Origin of the sequence: Sphingobium sp. DN12, assembly GCF_051058005.1 — a bacterium.
Classification (GTDB): domain Bacteria; phylum Pseudomonadota; class Alphaproteobacteria; order Sphingomonadales; family Sphingomonadaceae; genus Sphingobium; species Sphingobium yanoikuyae.
In genome coordinates this window covers 3,132,326-3,146,381 of the sequence record NZ_CP173717.1, presented here as the reverse complement: position 1 = coordinate 3,146,381, position 14,056 = coordinate 3,132,326, and the positions used below count along the sequence as shown (strand labels likewise).

Annotated in this window: 14 protein-coding genes; 12 read left to right on the top strand and 2 right to left on the bottom strand. The window is 65.7% G+C overall.

Features of this window, described 5'->3' with window-relative positions:
- Nucleotides 1–14: 14 nt before the first annotated feature.
- Nucleotides 15–980: an Mrp/NBP35 family ATP-binding protein gene (locus tag ACI6S0_RS14820; protein ID WP_037508243.1), complete on the top strand. Its 966-nt coding sequence runs from the start codon at nucleotides 15–17 to the stop codon at nucleotides 978–980.
- On the opposite strand, the gene ACI6S0_RS14815 is transcribed toward ACI6S0_RS14820, so the two are convergent.
- Nucleotides 981–1,439, bottom strand: coding sequence for a GNAT family N-acetyltransferase (locus ACI6S0_RS14815; protein WP_434403537.1), 459 nt, complete (start codon nucleotides 1,437–1,439; stop codon nucleotides 981–983). It abuts the gene before it with no gap.
- A 49-nt stretch (nucleotides 1,440–1,488) separates the two neighbouring features.
- On the bottom strand, nucleotides 1,489–2,163 hold the full coding sequence (locus ACI6S0_RS14810; RefSeq protein ID WP_434403536.1) for a hypothetical protein: 675 nt from the start codon (nucleotides 2,161–2,163) through the stop codon (nucleotides 1,489–1,491).
- A 163-nt stretch (nucleotides 2,164–2,326) separates the two neighbouring features.
- Between ACI6S0_RS14810 and ACI6S0_RS14805 the strand changes: the two genes are divergently transcribed.
- From ACI6S0_RS14805 to ACI6S0_RS14755, 11 genes are all read left to right on the top strand, one after another.
- The gene (locus ACI6S0_RS14805) at nucleotides 2,327–2,761 is read left to right on the top strand and encodes a CoA-binding protein (protein WP_017500408.1); all 435 of its coding nucleotides are present in this window, start codon (nucleotides 2,327–2,329) and stop codon (nucleotides 2,759–2,761) included.
- 39 nt (nucleotides 2,762–2,800) lie between these two features.
- Complete coding sequence (locus ACI6S0_RS14800; RefSeq protein WP_434403535.1) at nucleotides 2,801–5,080, top strand: molybdopterin cofactor-binding domain-containing protein; 2,280 nt, start codon at nucleotides 2,801–2,803, stop codon at nucleotides 5,078–5,080.
- Nucleotides 5,080–6,087, top strand: a complete 1,008-nt coding sequence (gene hemH / locus ACI6S0_RS14795; RefSeq protein ID WP_434403534.1) for a ferrochelatase — start codon at nucleotides 5,080–5,082, stop codon at nucleotides 6,085–6,087. The genes ACI6S0_RS14800 and hemH overlap by 1 nt, the downstream gene beginning before the upstream one ends.
- Before the next feature lie 19 nt (nucleotides 6,088–6,106).
- A complete protein-coding gene (gene phbB / locus ACI6S0_RS14790; RefSeq protein WP_004208456.1) occupies nucleotides 6,107–6,829 on the top strand; it encodes an acetoacetyl-CoA reductase in 723 nt (240 codons plus the stop codon).
- On the top strand, nucleotides 6,829–7,119 hold the full coding sequence (locus ACI6S0_RS14785) for a ribbon-helix-helix domain-containing protein (RefSeq protein WP_004208455.1): 291 nt from the start codon (nucleotides 6,829–6,831) through the stop codon (nucleotides 7,117–7,119). Before phbB ends, ACI6S0_RS14785 begins: the two co-directional genes overlap by 1 nt.
- Before the next feature lie 147 nt (nucleotides 7,120–7,266).
- Nucleotides 7,267–8,034, top strand: a complete 768-nt coding sequence (locus ACI6S0_RS14780; RefSeq protein ID WP_434403533.1) for an energy transducer TonB — start codon at nucleotides 7,267–7,269, stop codon at nucleotides 8,032–8,034.
- A gap of 69 nt (nucleotides 8,035–8,103) precedes the next feature.
- On the top strand, nucleotides 8,104–8,787 hold the full coding sequence (locus ACI6S0_RS14775; protein ID WP_037509245.1) for a Fe2+-dependent dioxygenase: 684 nt from the start codon (nucleotides 8,104–8,106) through the stop codon (nucleotides 8,785–8,787).
- A 282-nt stretch (nucleotides 8,788–9,069) separates the two neighbouring features.
- A complete protein-coding gene (locus ACI6S0_RS14770) occupies nucleotides 9,070–10,704 on the top strand; it encodes a TldD/PmbA family protein (RefSeq protein WP_434403532.1) in 1,635 nt (544 codons plus the stop codon).
- A gap of 20 nt (nucleotides 10,705–10,724) precedes the next feature.
- On the top strand, nucleotides 10,725–12,059 hold the full coding sequence (locus tag ACI6S0_RS14765; RefSeq protein WP_434403530.1) for a TldD/PmbA family protein: 1,335 nt from the start codon (nucleotides 10,725–10,727) through the stop codon (nucleotides 12,057–12,059).
- 172 nt (nucleotides 12,060–12,231) lie between these two features.
- The gene (locus ACI6S0_RS14760; RefSeq protein WP_434403529.1) at nucleotides 12,232–12,927 is read left to right on the top strand and encodes a DUF4159 domain-containing protein; all 696 of its coding nucleotides are present in this window, start codon (nucleotides 12,232–12,234) and stop codon (nucleotides 12,925–12,927) included.
- A gap of 133 nt (nucleotides 12,928–13,060) precedes the next feature.
- Nucleotides 13,061–14,050: an AAA family ATPase gene (locus ACI6S0_RS14755; protein WP_278393639.1), complete on the top strand. Its 990-nt coding sequence runs from the start codon at nucleotides 13,061–13,063 to the stop codon at nucleotides 14,048–14,050.
- Nucleotides 14,051–14,056 lie beyond the last annotated feature (6 nt).

Sequence of the window (14,056 nt, the reverse complement as noted above, 5' to 3'; positions counted from 1 at the left end):
TAGAGGGCCCAGTCATGACCGATATCGATGATTTTGCCGCCCGCCTGAAGACGCTGACCGATGGCCGTGCCAGCGCGCCGCGGGTGAAGGATGGCGTCATGACCCTGGCGCTCGACGTGGGCGGTCTGGCGCCCGAACGGCGCGATGCCGTGGCGGCCGCCATCCGCGAGGGCGGCCTGATGCTGCCGGGTGTCACCGATGTGCGCATTGCCATGACCGCCGAGCGCCGCGCGCCGCGTATCATCGCCGTGGCGTCGGGCAAGGGGGGGGTGGGCAAGTCGACCCTGTCGGCCAATCTCGCCATCGCTTTGTCGCGGCTGGGTCACAAGGTCGGTCTGGTCGATGCCGACATCTACGGTCCGTCGCAGGCGCGTCTGCTCGCCAGCGAGGACCAGAAGCCGCAGGCGCGCGAAAAGCGCCTGTTCCCGGTCGAAAGCCCGCTCGGCATTCCGATGCTGTCGATGGCGCATCTGGTCGATCCGGGCAAGGCGCTGGCCTGGCGCGGGCCGATGGTCGGCAATGCGCTGGGGCAGTTGATCGACGCCGACTGGGGCGACACCGACCTGTTGGTGATCGACTTGCCGCCGGGCACCGGCGACATTCAGTTGACCATGCTCCAGAAGCACAAGCCGGCCGGCGCCGTGATCGTCTCGACGCCGCAGGATCTGGCGCTGATGGATGCGACCCGTGCGATCAGCCTGTTCGAACAGGCGCAGGTGCCGATGATCGGCTTGGTCGAAAATATGGCCGGCTATGCCTGCCCGCATTGTGGCGAAGTGTCCGATCCGTTCGGCTGTGGTGGTGCGGAAGCGGCGGCGGGCGAGCTTGGCCTGTCCTTCATCGGCCGCATTCCGCTGGCGATCGACATTCGCAAGCGCTCCGACGCGGGCGATCCGCCGGCGGCTGGCGAAGGGCCGCATGCCGATGCCTTCCGCGCCGTCGCCGAAAAGGTCGCGGCCTGGCTGGCGAAGGCCGCCTGATCAGAGGCCGAGGTGCAGGAACTGGTTGAAGGCGCTCGCGCGATAATCGCCGAACGCCTCGCCATTGCCGAAACCATTCCGGCGATAGAGCGTCAGCGCCGGATCGAAGGCCGGGCCGCTGCCGGTTTCCAGGCTGAGGCGGGTCATGCCGCGCTGCCGTGCCTGCCCGATGATATGGCGCAGCAGCGCTGCAGCCACGCCCCGGCGCAGATGATCGGGATGGGAGCGCATCGATTTGAGTTCGCCCTGGCCTCCGCCCAGGTCGCGCAGCGCGGCGACGCCGGTGATCTCGTCGCCATCCCAGGCGGTCCAGACGCAAATGTCCGGCTGCTGCAATCCTGACAGGTCGAGCGCGAAGACGCTTTCGGGCGGCGATTCCGCCTGCATGCCGGCCAGATGGATGGCCAATAGCGCGCGGGTCGGCGCGCCGCTCAGATCGTCTTCGCGAATGTCGAACATGGACAGGGTCTAGCCGTGGCGCGTGCGGTGCGCCACGACCAAGTCCGGCTTATTTGACGTTGATCTCCAGCGACGGGTCGACCATCGACCGACGGGGTGCTGGCCGGGCGGCCGGCAGCGGCGCGGCGCGGGGTGCGGGCGTATAGCTGGCGGGGATCGGTGCCGGCTGGCCCAGTATGGGCGCGGGGCGGCGCGGCGGCGCCAGCGCGATTTCATTCTGGGTGAAGGCCTGCAGTTCCCGGCCCGCCGGGATGATAGCCGTCTTGCCGGTGATGAAGCCCGCGAACACGCCGGCCGCGATCACGCCACCGATGGTCGCGGCGGTATTGCCTTCGCCCTCCTGGCGGAAGCTGCCCTTGATCGGGATGCGGCGCCCGGCGACTTCGATATAGCGCAGCTCGATATTCATCTTGCCCGATTTGCCGAAGGCGCCCTTGCCGGTCAGCCAGGTCACTTCGCCCACGGCGCGGGCATTCATCGGGATGACGACATAGCCATCGACCATCACCGGATCGGCGACCGACAGGTCGAACATCGACCCTTCCTTGGCGGTCTTGCTCGACAATTCGCTGTTCATGCGCAGCATGACGGCGGTGTTGGCGGGCAGGACCATGGCCGGACTGGCCTCGGGCGGCTGCATGACGGGCAGCGGTGCATCGGCCTGTGCCAGCAGCGGCTGGGCAGTCGCGGACATGATGGCAAGCGCGGTAATGACAGACTTCATCTCAGACCCCCTGAATACGGCCCGTCCCCACCGGCCGGCGCGAATCGCGCATTGCCCGGCCTAGCCGGATGCTGCTTAGGAATTGGTTAGGAGCGGCGCGCGCCAGGCCCCTTGTTCGCGCCTTCGCCCTGCCCATATCGGGGATTAGAACAGGAGGACCGCCATGCCGCTCACCGCCGCGCAGGATATTGCCGATCTGCTCAACGAAACCCGGACGATCGCGCTGGTCGGCATTTCCGATCGCCCCGACCGGCCGAGCTACAGCGTGATGAAGACGCTGCAGGATCATGGCTATCGCGTGCTGCCGGTCAATCCGCAGATCGCCGGCGAACATGTCCATGGCGAATTTGTCTGGGATCGGCTGTCGGACATCGGCGTGCGGATCGACATGGTCGACATCTTCCGGCGCAGCGAGGCCGCGGGCGAGGTGGTGGACCAGGCGATCGCCGCCGGCGCCAAGTCGGTCTGGATGCAATTGGGGGTGATCGATGCCGATGCCGCGGCGCGGGCCGAAGCGGCGGGGCTCAAGGTCGTGATGGACTATTGCCCTGCGATCGAGATCCGGCGGCTTGGGCTTGCGCCGATCGCGGCGGATTAGCCCTAGGCAGCACGGTCCAGCGCCTCTATCAGCAAGGCCATGGCGCGGGCACCGTTGAAACGACGCAAAGACAGAGGTTTGAGCGACACGGGTGTGAGCCGTCGCACGCTGCTGGTCGGTGGCGGCGCGGCAGCGGGACTGGTTCTGGCCTGGGCGGCCTGGCCGCGCAGCTATCGCCCCAACCTCAATGTCGGGCCGGGCGAACAGGTTTTCGACGCCTTCCTCAAGATCGATCGGGCCGGGCAGGTGATCGCCATCGTGCCGCAAACCGAAATGGGGCAGGGGGTGACCACCATCCTGCCGCAGATTTTGGCGGACGAACTGGGCGCCGACTGGCGCACCGTCGCGGTGCAGAGCGCGCCGATCAGCCCGCTCTATACCAACGGCCTGCTGGCGCGTGACTGGCTGGCAAGCGACTGGACCCGCGTGGCGGGCGATGCCGGCACCTGGGCAATCGACCAATATGCGACGCGCAGCGCGCTGATGCTGACCGGGGCGGGCACGTCGGTGCCGATGTTCCATGATGCCTATCGTCGGGCCGGTGCGGCAGCGCGTGTGCTGCTGTGCAAGGCGGCGGCGGCGCGCTGGGGCGTGCCCTGGGAAAGCTGCGACATCCAGAATGGCATCATCACCGACGGGGCCGAGCGCAAGCTGCGGCTGGGCGATGTTGTGGAGGATGCCGCCGGTTTCACCCTGCCCGACATCCTGCCCTATCGACAGGGCAATGACGGCCGGCTGACCGGGCAGGATCTGCCGCGGCTCGATACCCCGTCCAAGATCGACGGCAGCCATAATTTCGCCGCCGACATCCGCCTGCCCGACATGGTCTTCGCCTCGATCCGGCAGGGGCCCATCGGCGACGCCGTGCTGAAGGATGCGCGCGATGCCGAGGCGCAGAAGGTCACCGGCTTCCTGAAACTGGTGCGCACCGAGCGCTGGATCGCGGCGGTCGGCACCAACTGGTGGGCGGCGAACCGGGCGCTCGACCTGATCGACCCCAGCTTCACCCTGCGCGGCACGCCGGTCGACAGCGGCCGCATCGATGCTGCGCTGGAGGATGCCTTTTCCGGGGATGCCGGCCGGCGTCTCTATGTGCAGGGCGACCTGCTGCCGGTGTTCGAGAAGGCGACGATCCTGGCCAGCGAATATCAGGTCGATCCCGGCCTGCATCTGGCGCTGGAGCCGATGTGCGCGACGGCACGGGTGACGGAGGAGGGCGCCGAGGTCTGGATGGCGACGCAGGCGCCCGCGCTGGCCCGCGCCGCGATCGCCGATGCGCTCGGCCTGTCTGACAGTGCGGTGACGCTCTACCCGCTCCATGCCGGCGGCGCGACCGGACGGCATATGGATTGGGAGGCGGGCGTGCAGGCCGCGCTGATCGCGCGTGATGTTGGCCGCCCGGTGCAACTGCTCTGGTCGCGGCTGGAGGATGTGATTCAGGACCGGCCGGGCGCGCCGGCCCATGCCCGCATGGCGGCCAAGCTGGGCCGTGGTGGGATGGTCGAGGGGTGGCTGGCCAAGGTGGCGGCTCCCTGTGCCATGACCCAGACCTGGTCGCGCATCGCCCATGGCAAGCTGCCGCATGAGGCTGCCGCCGAAGCGGGCGACAAGGCGACCCGGCTGGCGGTGGCCGGCATGGTGCCGCCCTATGCCATTCCGAACTGGGCGGTGGATCATTATCCCGCTGACGTTGGCCTGCCGCTCGGCTTCATGCGCGGCAATGCGCATCTCCATGGCGCCTTCTTCACCGAATGCTTCCTGGATGAACTCGCCCATCTGGCGGGGATCGAGGCGATGTCCTTCCGCATCCAGATGCTGGGCAGCAATCCGCGCTTGGCGCATTGCTTGTCCACCGCCGCAGCCATGGGCGGCTGGCAGGGTGGCATTGCCGGCAGCGGGCAGGGGATCGCTGCGCATATGATGAACGGCGCCTATGCCGCCGTGATGGTCGAGGCGGGGATCGAGGGCAGCAAGCTCAGCGTCCGGCGGATGGTCGCGGCGGTGGATTGCGGCGATCAGGTCAATCCCGATATCGCGCGGCAGCAGATAGAAAGCGGGCTGATCCATGGCCTGGCGCTCGCCATGGGGGCTTCGGTGCCTTATGCCGGTGGCATGCCGGCGCGCGCGATGCTGGGGCGGATGAACCTGCCGCGGCTGGGCGACATCGGGGAGGTCAGCGTGGAACTGATCCGCAGCACGGCCGATCCGGCCGGCGTCACCGACCTTGGTGCGCCGCTCGCCGCGCCGGCCATCGCCAATGCGCTCTTCACCGTCACCGGGCAGCGATTCCGCAGCCTGCCGATCATGGGAAATGGCTGATGCCTGACAGCGAAGTTGACACTCGAACGCCATCGCGCGTCGGCGTGCTGCTGATCAATCTCGGCACGCCCGACGCGCCCGATGCCAAATCGGTGCGCCGTTATCTGGCGGAATTCCTGTCCGACCCGCGCGTGGTGGAAATTCCGCAGATCATCTGGCAGCCGATCCTGCGCGGCGCGGTGCTGACGACGCGGCCGAAAAAGTCGGCCCATGCCTATCAGCAGGTGTGGATGCCCGGCGGATCGCCGCTGGCGGTCTATACCCGCGAGACGGCGGAGGCGTTGCAGCAGGCGATGGGGCCGGACCTGATCGTCGACTGGGCGATGCGCTATGGCAATCCGTCGATCGCCAGCCGGCTCCAGGCGATGATGGTGCAGGGGTGCGATCGCATCCTGCTGGCGCCGCTCTATCCGCAATATTCCGGCGCGACCACCGCGACTGCACTGGACAAGGCCTTTGCCGCGCTGGCCGACATGCGGCTGCAACCGGCGATCCGCACCCTGCCGCCTTATTATGCCGATCCCGCCTATATCGCCGCGTTGAAAACATCGATCGACGGCCATCTGGCACGGCTCGACTTCAGGCCCGATGCGCTGCTCGCCAGTTTCCATGGCATGCCGGAACGGACGCTGAAACTGGGCGACCCCTATTATCACCAGTCGGTGGAGACGGTCCGGCTGCTCGATGCGGCGATGGACCTGCCTGTCCATATGAGCTTCCAGTCGCGTTTCGGCCGGGCCAAATGGCTGGAACCGGAGACCGAAGCGACGCTCACCAGATTGGTGAAGGAAGGTGTCCGGAACATTGCTGTCGTGACACCCGGATTTTCGGCAGATTGTCTGGAAACCCTAGAGGAAATCGGGCTTCGCGCGAAAGAAGTTTTTTTAGCGGAAGGTGGCGAAAAATTTGCCTTTTTGCCCTGTCTAAACGCATCCCCCGAAGCTATCACCCTCTACCAGCGGCTGGTCGGCCGCGAGCTTTCAGGATGGGTGGACCAGAGGGTCTAGCACAGGAGAGGACAGGCGCATGTCGAGAGTAGCGATCGTGACCGGCGGAACCCGCGGTATCGGGGAAGCCATCAGCCTGGCACTCAAGGAAATGGGATATACGGTTGCCGCCAACTATGCCGGCAACGAGGAAAAGGCCAAGGCCTTCACCGACGCCACCGGCATTGCCAGCTTCAAATGGGATGTCGGCGATCATCAGGCCTGCCTGGACGGTTGCGCTGCGGTGGCGGAAGCGCTCGGCCCGGTCGACATCGTCGTCAACAATGCGGGCATCACCCGTGACGGCGTGCTCGCCAAGATGAGCTTCGACGACTGGAACGAAGTCATGCGCATCAACCTGGGCGGTTGCTTCAACATGGCCAAGGCGACCTTTGGCGGCATGCGCGAGCGCGGCTGGGGCCGGATCGTCAATATCGGTTCGATCAATGGCCAGGCCGGCCAATATGGCCAGGTCAATTATGCCGCCGCCAAGTCGGGCATCCATGGCTTCACCAAGGCGCTGGCGCAGGAAGGCGCCAAATATGGCGTCACCGTCAATGCGATCGCGCCCGGCTATATCGACACCGACATGGTCGCCGCCGTGCCGGCGCCGGTGCTGGAAAAGATCGTCGCCAAGATCCCGGTCGGCCGTCTGGGCCAGGCGCATGAGATCGCCCGTGGCGTCGCCTTCTTCTGCAGCGACGAGGGCGGCTTCGTGACCGGCAGCACGCTGTCGATCAACGGCGGCCAGCACATGTATTGATGGCCAAGGGCGACGCTTCCGATGGCGCAGCCGCGTCCGGGGCGTCGCCCTTTGCCCCTCCGGTCAAGCGCAGCGTGACCATTGCCGGGCACCAGACCGCGATCAGCCTGGAGCCGATTTTCTGGCAGGCGCTGCGCGATGCCGCGGCCGAGGCCGAATTGCCGATCAATGCGCTGATCGCCCGGATCGACGTGACGCGGATGGCGGCCGACGATCCCCCCAATCTGGCCAGCGCGATCCGCTGCTGGCTCTTCGCCCGCGTCCGGACACAGGATTCGCCGCCGGGCTGAGCGTCTCCCGCCGCTTTCCCTTATTGCTATAGCGTTTCTTCCGCACTTCTGCGCCGGGGCGAAATAGGCTAGGGCGCTGCGAATGAAATTGATTCGCATTATGGTCCGCTGTATCGCGGACCGGGGCTGACGGACGGAGGACGGGCAATGCTGCAGGCGGCACAGGGCAGGGCGGAGGTCTATGCGACCGATTTCGCCGATGTCGGTGACGATCGTCCGATGCCCGTTGCCAGCGGGCGTGCCATCGCTGTTCCAGCCGAACGCTATGGCGCCCGGCGCGGTCCGAACCTGCCCGCCATTGCCGGCATCCTGGTCGTGCATGCGCTGCTGATCGGCGCGCTGATCCAGGTGCGCAACCATGTCGTCCGGGCCGAAGAGGCGAAGCTGACGGTAGTGAACCTGTCGCCACCCCCGCCGCCGCCCGCCGCCGAAGCGCCCCCGCCGCCGCCATCCCAGCCGCAGGTCGTGGCGCCGCCGCCGATCGTCCAGACGCCGGTCCCGCCGGTGCAGATCGCCACCACGCCCGATCCGGTCCCCGCGCCATCGCCGGTCGCGGTGTCGGCCCCGCCATCGCCGCCAGCCCCTGCCGCGCCGGTCATGGCTGCCGCGGCGCCCTCGGTCGTGCAGGCCGGCGATATCGGCGCGCAGATGGTGTCGGGCAAGCCGCCCCGCTATCCGATCGACAGCCGGCGCAAGCGTGAGCAGGGCACGGTCGTCCTGGCGCTGGTGGTCGGCACTGACGGCGGCGTCGAGAGCATCGGCATCGCCCGCAGCAGCGGTTTTGCACGACTGGATGATGCCGCGCGCGATGCGGTGAAACATTGGCGCTGGCGCCCGATCATCCGTGACGGTCAGGCCGTGCGGGTGAAGGGCGTGGTCGAAATCCCCTTCGTCATCCGCACCGACAAGACCTGACAGACAGCGCCTCACCGGCGCGCCTTGCGCGACCGCAGGCCCAGGCCATCCCGCCCCGGAGTATCCTTCATGCTGATCGTCATTCCCGACCTGATCGACGCCGCCGGCGTCGCCCACATCCGCGCGCTGATCGATGCCGCGCAATGGGTCGATGGCAATGTCACCTCCGGCCATCAGTCGGCACTGGCCAAGCGCAACCTGCAATTGCCCGAAAGCGCGCCGGAAGCGCGCCAGGCGGGGCAGATGATCCTCGATGCACTCGGTCGATCGCCCCTGTTCATCGCCGCCGCGCTGCCGCTCAAGATCTTCCCGCCTTTGTTCAACAGCTATGCCGGGGGGCAGGCGTTCGGCACCCATGTCGACAATGCCGTGCGCATCCAGGCCGGCACCGGCTTCCGCGTCCGGTCCGACCTGTCGATCACCGTCTTCCTGGAGGAGCCGGAAAGCTATGAGGGCGGCGAACTGACGATCGAGACCCATTTCGGCGTGCAGCAGGTGAAGCTGCCGGCGGGGCAGGCGGTGCTCTATCCCTCCTCCTCGCTGCATCGGGTAGAACCGGTGACGCAGGGGCGCCGCGTCGCCAGCTTCTTCTGGATGCAGTCGATGATCCGCGACGACGCCGCGCGGCAGATGCTGTTCGATCTCGACAGTTCGATCCAGCAACTGGCGCTCGATCGCGGCCATGACGATGCGCAGGTGATCCGCCTGACCGGCGTCTATCATAATCTGCTGCGCCGCTGGGCCGATGCCTGAGCCTGCTGTCAGCTTGTGACTATGGCTAACTGACTGGCAATTATAGCGAATCTATAACTGTTGTGCCGCGCGTACGCACGCTGGCCCGCCGCACATGTCGTTCGTCGGCGCTGGTTGGCCTTTGGTCGAAACCCCGCATGCCACGCCCTGTCGCCTCGAAAAGCCGTTTGACCTCATCTGTCCGGCTCGCAATGATCCGCGCCATCCACGCGGGGGTGCCAAGGGGGTGGCCTTCGCGACAAGACAGACCCGCGATCTGCGGGCATTCCAGTGGAGGCTATCTTGCATAGACGCGACTTCCTGGCCTTTGGCACCATGGGTGTCGGCGGGCTCGTCCTGCCGTCCTTTTTCGGCAAGGTCATTGCAGCAGAGGATCTGAACAGCGCGCTCGACGTCGGCTTCAAGAAGGGGCTGGCCGACGCCGCGATGAACGCGGCCAAGAGCGCCGGCGCCAGCTATTGCGACGTGCGCGTCGGCCGCTATCTGCGCCAGTTCGTCATCACCCGCGAAAAGAATGTCGAGAATATCGTCAACACCGAATCCACCGGTGTCGGCATCCGCGTTCTCGCCAATGGCGCCTGGGGCTTTGCCGCCACCAATGAACTGAGCAAGGAAGCGGTCGCCAAGGCCGCGCAGCAGGCGGTCGCCATCGCCAAGGCCAATGCGCCGCAGCAGAGCGCCCCGGTCCAGCTCGCCCCGGTCAAGGGCGCGGGCGAGGTCAGCTGGAAGACGCCGATCGTCAAGAACAGCATGGCCGTGCCGATCAAGGACAAGGTCGAGCTGCTGATGGGCGTGAACGCCGCCGCGATGGAGGCGGGCGCCGACTTCGTCAATTCGATCCTGTTCCTGGTCAATGAGCAGAAATATTTCGCCAGCACCGATGGCAGCTATATCGACCAGGATGTCCACCGCATCTGGGCGCCGATGACGGTCACCGCGGTCGACAAGACCAGCGGCAAGTTCCGCACGCGCGAGGGCCTGTCCTCGCCGATGGGCCTGGGCTTCGAATATCTCGATGGCGTCGCCAGCGGCAAGACCGTGCTGCCCAATGGCGTCACCGTCTATGGCAACAGCTATGACATGAAGGAAGACGCGATCGCGGCCGCCAAGCAGGCGCGTGCGAAGCTCAAGGCGCCGTCGGTCAAGCCGGGCAAATATGATCTGGTGCTCGACCCGTCGCACACTTGGCTGACCATCCACGAATCCGTCGGCCATCCGCTCGAGCTGGACCGCGTGCTGGGCTATGAGGCGAACTATGCCGGCACCAGCTTCGCCACGATGGACAAGCTGCAGGCCCATTTCCAATATGGCAGCGACAAGGTGAACATCGTCGCCGACAAGGTCCAGCCCGGCAGCCTGGGCGCCGTCGCCTATGATGACGAAGGCGTGAAGACCAAGAAGTGGGATCTGATCCGCGACGGCAAGCTGGTCGGTTACCAGGCGATCCGTGACCAGGCCCATATCGAGGGCAAGAAGGAATCGGACGGCTGCGCCTATGCCGACAGCTGGTCCAATGTGCAGTTCCAGCGCATGGCCAATGTCAGCCTGGAACCGGGCAAGACCAAGCAGAGCGTTGCCGACATGATCGCGGGTGTCGAGGACGGCATCTACATCATCGGCGACGGTAGTTTCTCGATCGATCAGCAGCGCTACAACGCCCAGTTTGGCGGCCAGCTCTTCTACGAGATCAAGAACGGCAAGATCACCCAGCAGATCGAGGATGTCGCCTACCAGATCCGCACCCCGGAATTCTGGAATGCCTGTGTCGGCGTCTGCGACCAGAGCGACTATCGCCTGGGTGGCTCCTTCTTCGACGGCAAGGGCCAGCCGGCCCAGGTCTCCGCCGTGTCGCACGGGTCTTCGACCGCGCGCTTCAACGGTATCAACGTCATCAACACCGCGCGTTCGCTCGGCTGATCGCTTAGGGAGACAAGAACATGAGCATCCTTACCGAAGCGCAGGCCAGGGCCATCCTGACCAAGGTCGTCGCCCTGTCGAAGGCCGACGAATGCACCGCGCAACTGACCGGCAAGATCCAGGGCAATATTCGTTTCGCCCGTAACGACGTGTCGACCGCGGGCCTGACCGACGATATCGAGCTGGCGGTCCAGGTCGCCTATGGCAAGAAGGTCGGCACCGCCACCATCAACCAGTTTGACGACGCCTCGCTGGAACGCGTGGTGCGCCGGGCCGAAACGCTGGCCAATCTGGCCCCGGACAATCCGGAATTCATGCCGGCGGTGGACAGGCAGGCCTATAAGGCCAGCCCGACCTTCGCCCAGTCGACCGCCGACATCACGCCCGAATATCGCGCCCAGGTGGCGTCGACCTCGATCACTGCCTGCAAGTCGCAGAAGCTGATCGCGGCCGGCTATCTGGAGGATAATCAGAGCTTCGTCGCGATCGCCAACAGCAAGGGCAATTTCGGCTATCAGCGCTCGACCATGCTGGATTACACCTGCACCGTCCGCACCGAGGATGGCCGGGGCTCCGGCTGGGTCGGCACCGACACGCAGGACGCCACCCGCTTCAAGGCGGACAGCGACATCCAGATCGCGATGCGCAAGGCATCGGCCTCGTCCGAGGCCAAGGCGCTGGAGCCGGGCAAATATACCGTGATCCTGGAACCGATGGCCGCTGCCGGCCTCATCGGCTTCATGTTCTACTTCTTCGGCGCGCGCGAGGCGGACGAGGGCCGCAGCTTCCTGTCGAAGAAGGGCGGCGGCAACAAGCTGGGCGAACAGGTGTTCGGGCCGCAGGTCAATTTCTACACCGACCCGTGGGATCCGGTCGCGCCTTGCCTGCCCTGGGATGATGATGGCCTCGCGCGCCAGCGCGTCGACATGGTCAAGGACGGCAAGGTCACCAACCTCAATTACAGCCGTTACTGGGCGAGCAAGCAGGGCAAGCCTGCGATCGGCCAGATGGGCAATATCCTGATGACCGGCGGTACCAAGACCACCGCCGACCTGGTCCGCTCGACCGAGCGCGGCGTGCTCGTCACCCGCACCTGGTATATCCGCATGGTCGACCCGCAGACCGTGCTGCTGACCGGCCTGACCCGTGACGGCACCTTCTATGTCGAGAACGGCCAGATCAAATATCCGATCAAGAATTTCCGGTTCAACGAGAGCCCGGTGATCATGCTCAACAATGTCGAAGAGCTGGGTCGCCCGGTCCGCGTGCCGCCAGACGAAGTGTCGATGAACATCGTCGTGCCGCCGATGAAGCTGCGCGACTTCACCTTCACCTCGCTCTCGGACGCGGTGTAAGATAGGAAGCAACCCATAATCCTCCCCTGTGAAGGGGAGGTGGCTGGCCGTAGGCCAGACGGAGGGGTGTCACCCCATCGATGGCGGGACACCCCTCCACCATTTGCTGCGCAAATGGTCCCCCTCCCCCAATGGGGGAGGATTATGCAGATTGGGCGTTCGATTAGCTTTGATGACACGCGGCGAGTTTCTTCGGTTGATGGCGGGCGGTCTGGCTGGCGCAATGCTGGCCCGTCCCCTTGCCGCCGCGGGAGGCTATGATTTCTGGTTCACCCGGCTGCGCTATGACTCGGGCGACTGGGACGTCGACCAGCGCATGCCGTCCAACCTCATCACCTCGCTGATCGATTATACGACGTTGCGGGTCGATCCGAAGGAGCATGTCATTGCCCTTTCGGACCCGAAAATGCTGACCGCGCCCTTCTGCTACATGGCGGGGCACAAGCTGGTCGAGTTCTCGGAGGTCGAGCGGCGCAATTTCGAGCGCTATGTTCGCAATGGCGGCTTCGTCCTGGTGGATGATTGCAACCATGACATAGACGGCCTGTTCGCCCGCTCGTTCGAGGCGCAGATGGCCAAGATTTTCGGCCCCAAGGGCTTGAAGACGCTGCCCAGGACCCATCCGGTCTATCGCAGCTTCTTCAAATTCGACGGGCCGCCCAATACCGCGCTGGAACTGAACGGCTGGGGCGATGATCTGGTCCACGACTATCTCAAGGGGATAGAGGTGAACGGGCGCCTGGGCGTTCTCTACAGCAACAAGGATTATGGCTGCGAGTGGGACTATGACTGGCGCAACAAGCGCTTCCTGGCCGAGGATAATACCAGGTTCGCGGTCAATATCGTGATGTACGCGCTGTCGTCGTGACGCCTGCCGTCCGCCGCCTTTTCTACGTCATTCCCGCGAAGGCGGGAATCCACCTCCCAACCTCGCACCCGTGGAGAGCGTCGGAGATGGATCCCCGCCTGCGCGGGGATGACGGCATTTGCTAGGAACTATCATGACCGATATCAGCGAAGCGGAAATCCAGCAGAAACTGGCGCGCCTGGGCGAATTGCGCGGGGCGATCGGCCAGGCGATCGTGGGGCAGGGGGCCGTGGTCGAGCAGTTGCTGATCGGCCTGCTTGCCGGCGGCCATTGCCTGCTCGAAGGGGTGCCGGGCTTGGGCAAGACCTTGCTGGTCCGCTCGCTCGGCGAAGCGCTCAAGCTCGACTTCCGCCGGGTGCAGTTCACGCCGGACCTTATGCCCAGCGACATTCTCGGCACCGAATTGCTGGAGGAGGATCATGGCACGGGCCATCGCAGCTTCCGATTCCAGAAGGGGCCGATCTTCACCAACCTGCTGTTGGCCGACGAACTCAACCGCACCCCGCCCAAGACCCAGGCGGCGCTGCTGGAGGCGATGCAGGAACGCACCGTCAGCTATGGCGGCACCACCTATCAGCTGCCATCGCCCTTTTTCGTGCTGGCGACGCAGAATCCGCTGGAACAGGCCGGCACCTATCCGCTGCCCGAGGCGCAGCTCGATCGCTTCCTCCTCCATATCCGCGTCGATTATCCGACCGAGCAGGAAGAGCATGACATCCTCGCCCAGACCACCGGCGCCAAGCCGGGCGCGGTGCCGGCGGTGATGCAGGGCGAGGAGGTGCTGGCGCTGCAGAAACTGGTGCGCGACGTGCATTTCGGCGAGGATCTGCTGCGCTGGGTGACGCGCATCGTGCGCGCCAGCCGTCCCGGCGAGGGCGCGCCGGACGAGATCCGCAAATATGTGAAATGGGGCGCCGGCCCACGCGCCGGCCAGTCGCTGATCCTGGCGGCCAAGGCGCGTGCGCTGCTGCAGGGCCGTCTGGCGGCGACGCGTGAGGATATCGTCGCGCTGGCCGGGCCGGTGATGCGCCACCGCCTGCTGCTGTCCTTCGCCGCCGAAGCGGAAGGGAAGAGCGCCGATGATGTCGTCGCCGCGCTTGTCCGCGCCGTGCCGCTCGGCTGATCCGGA

Coding starts and splice junctions, on each gene's coding strand:
- ACI6S0_RS14820 (WP_037508243.1), top strand. CDS start 15: ATGACCGATATCGATGATTTTGCCGCCCGCCTGAAGACGCTGACCGAT.
- ACI6S0_RS14815 (WP_434403537.1), bottom strand. CDS start 1,439: ATGTTCGACATTCGCGAAGACGATCTGAGCGGCGCGCCGACCCGCGCG.
- ACI6S0_RS14810 (WP_434403536.1), bottom strand. CDS start 2,163: ATGAAGTCTGTCATTACCGCGCTTGCCATCATGTCCGCGACTGCCCAG.
- ACI6S0_RS14805 (WP_017500408.1), top strand. CDS start 2,327: ATGCCGCTCACCGCCGCGCAGGATATTGCCGATCTGCTCAACGAAACC.
- ACI6S0_RS14800 (WP_434403535.1), top strand. CDS start 2,801: ATGGCGCGGGCACCGTTGAAACGACGCAAAGACAGAGGTTTGAGCGAC.
- hemH (WP_434403534.1), top strand. CDS start 5,080: ATGCCTGACAGCGAAGTTGACACTCGAACGCCATCGCGCGTCGGCGTG.
- phbB (WP_004208456.1), top strand. CDS start 6,107: ATGTCGAGAGTAGCGATCGTGACCGGCGGAACCCGCGGTATCGGGGAA.
- ACI6S0_RS14785 (WP_004208455.1), top strand. CDS start 6,829: ATGGCCAAGGGCGACGCTTCCGATGGCGCAGCCGCGTCCGGGGCGTCG.
- ACI6S0_RS14780 (WP_434403533.1), top strand. CDS start 7,267: ATGCTGCAGGCGGCACAGGGCAGGGCGGAGGTCTATGCGACCGATTTC.
- ACI6S0_RS14775 (WP_037509245.1), top strand. CDS start 8,104: ATGCTGATCGTCATTCCCGACCTGATCGACGCCGCCGGCGTCGCCCAC.
- ACI6S0_RS14765 (WP_434403530.1), top strand. CDS start 10,725: ATGAGCATCCTTACCGAAGCGCAGGCCAGGGCCATCCTGACCAAGGTC.
- ACI6S0_RS14760 (WP_434403529.1), top strand. CDS start 12,232: ATGACACGCGGCGAGTTTCTTCGGTTGATGGCGGGCGGTCTGGCTGGC.
- ACI6S0_RS14755 (WP_278393639.1), top strand. CDS start 13,061: ATGACCGATATCAGCGAAGCGGAAATCCAGCAGAAACTGGCGCGCCTG.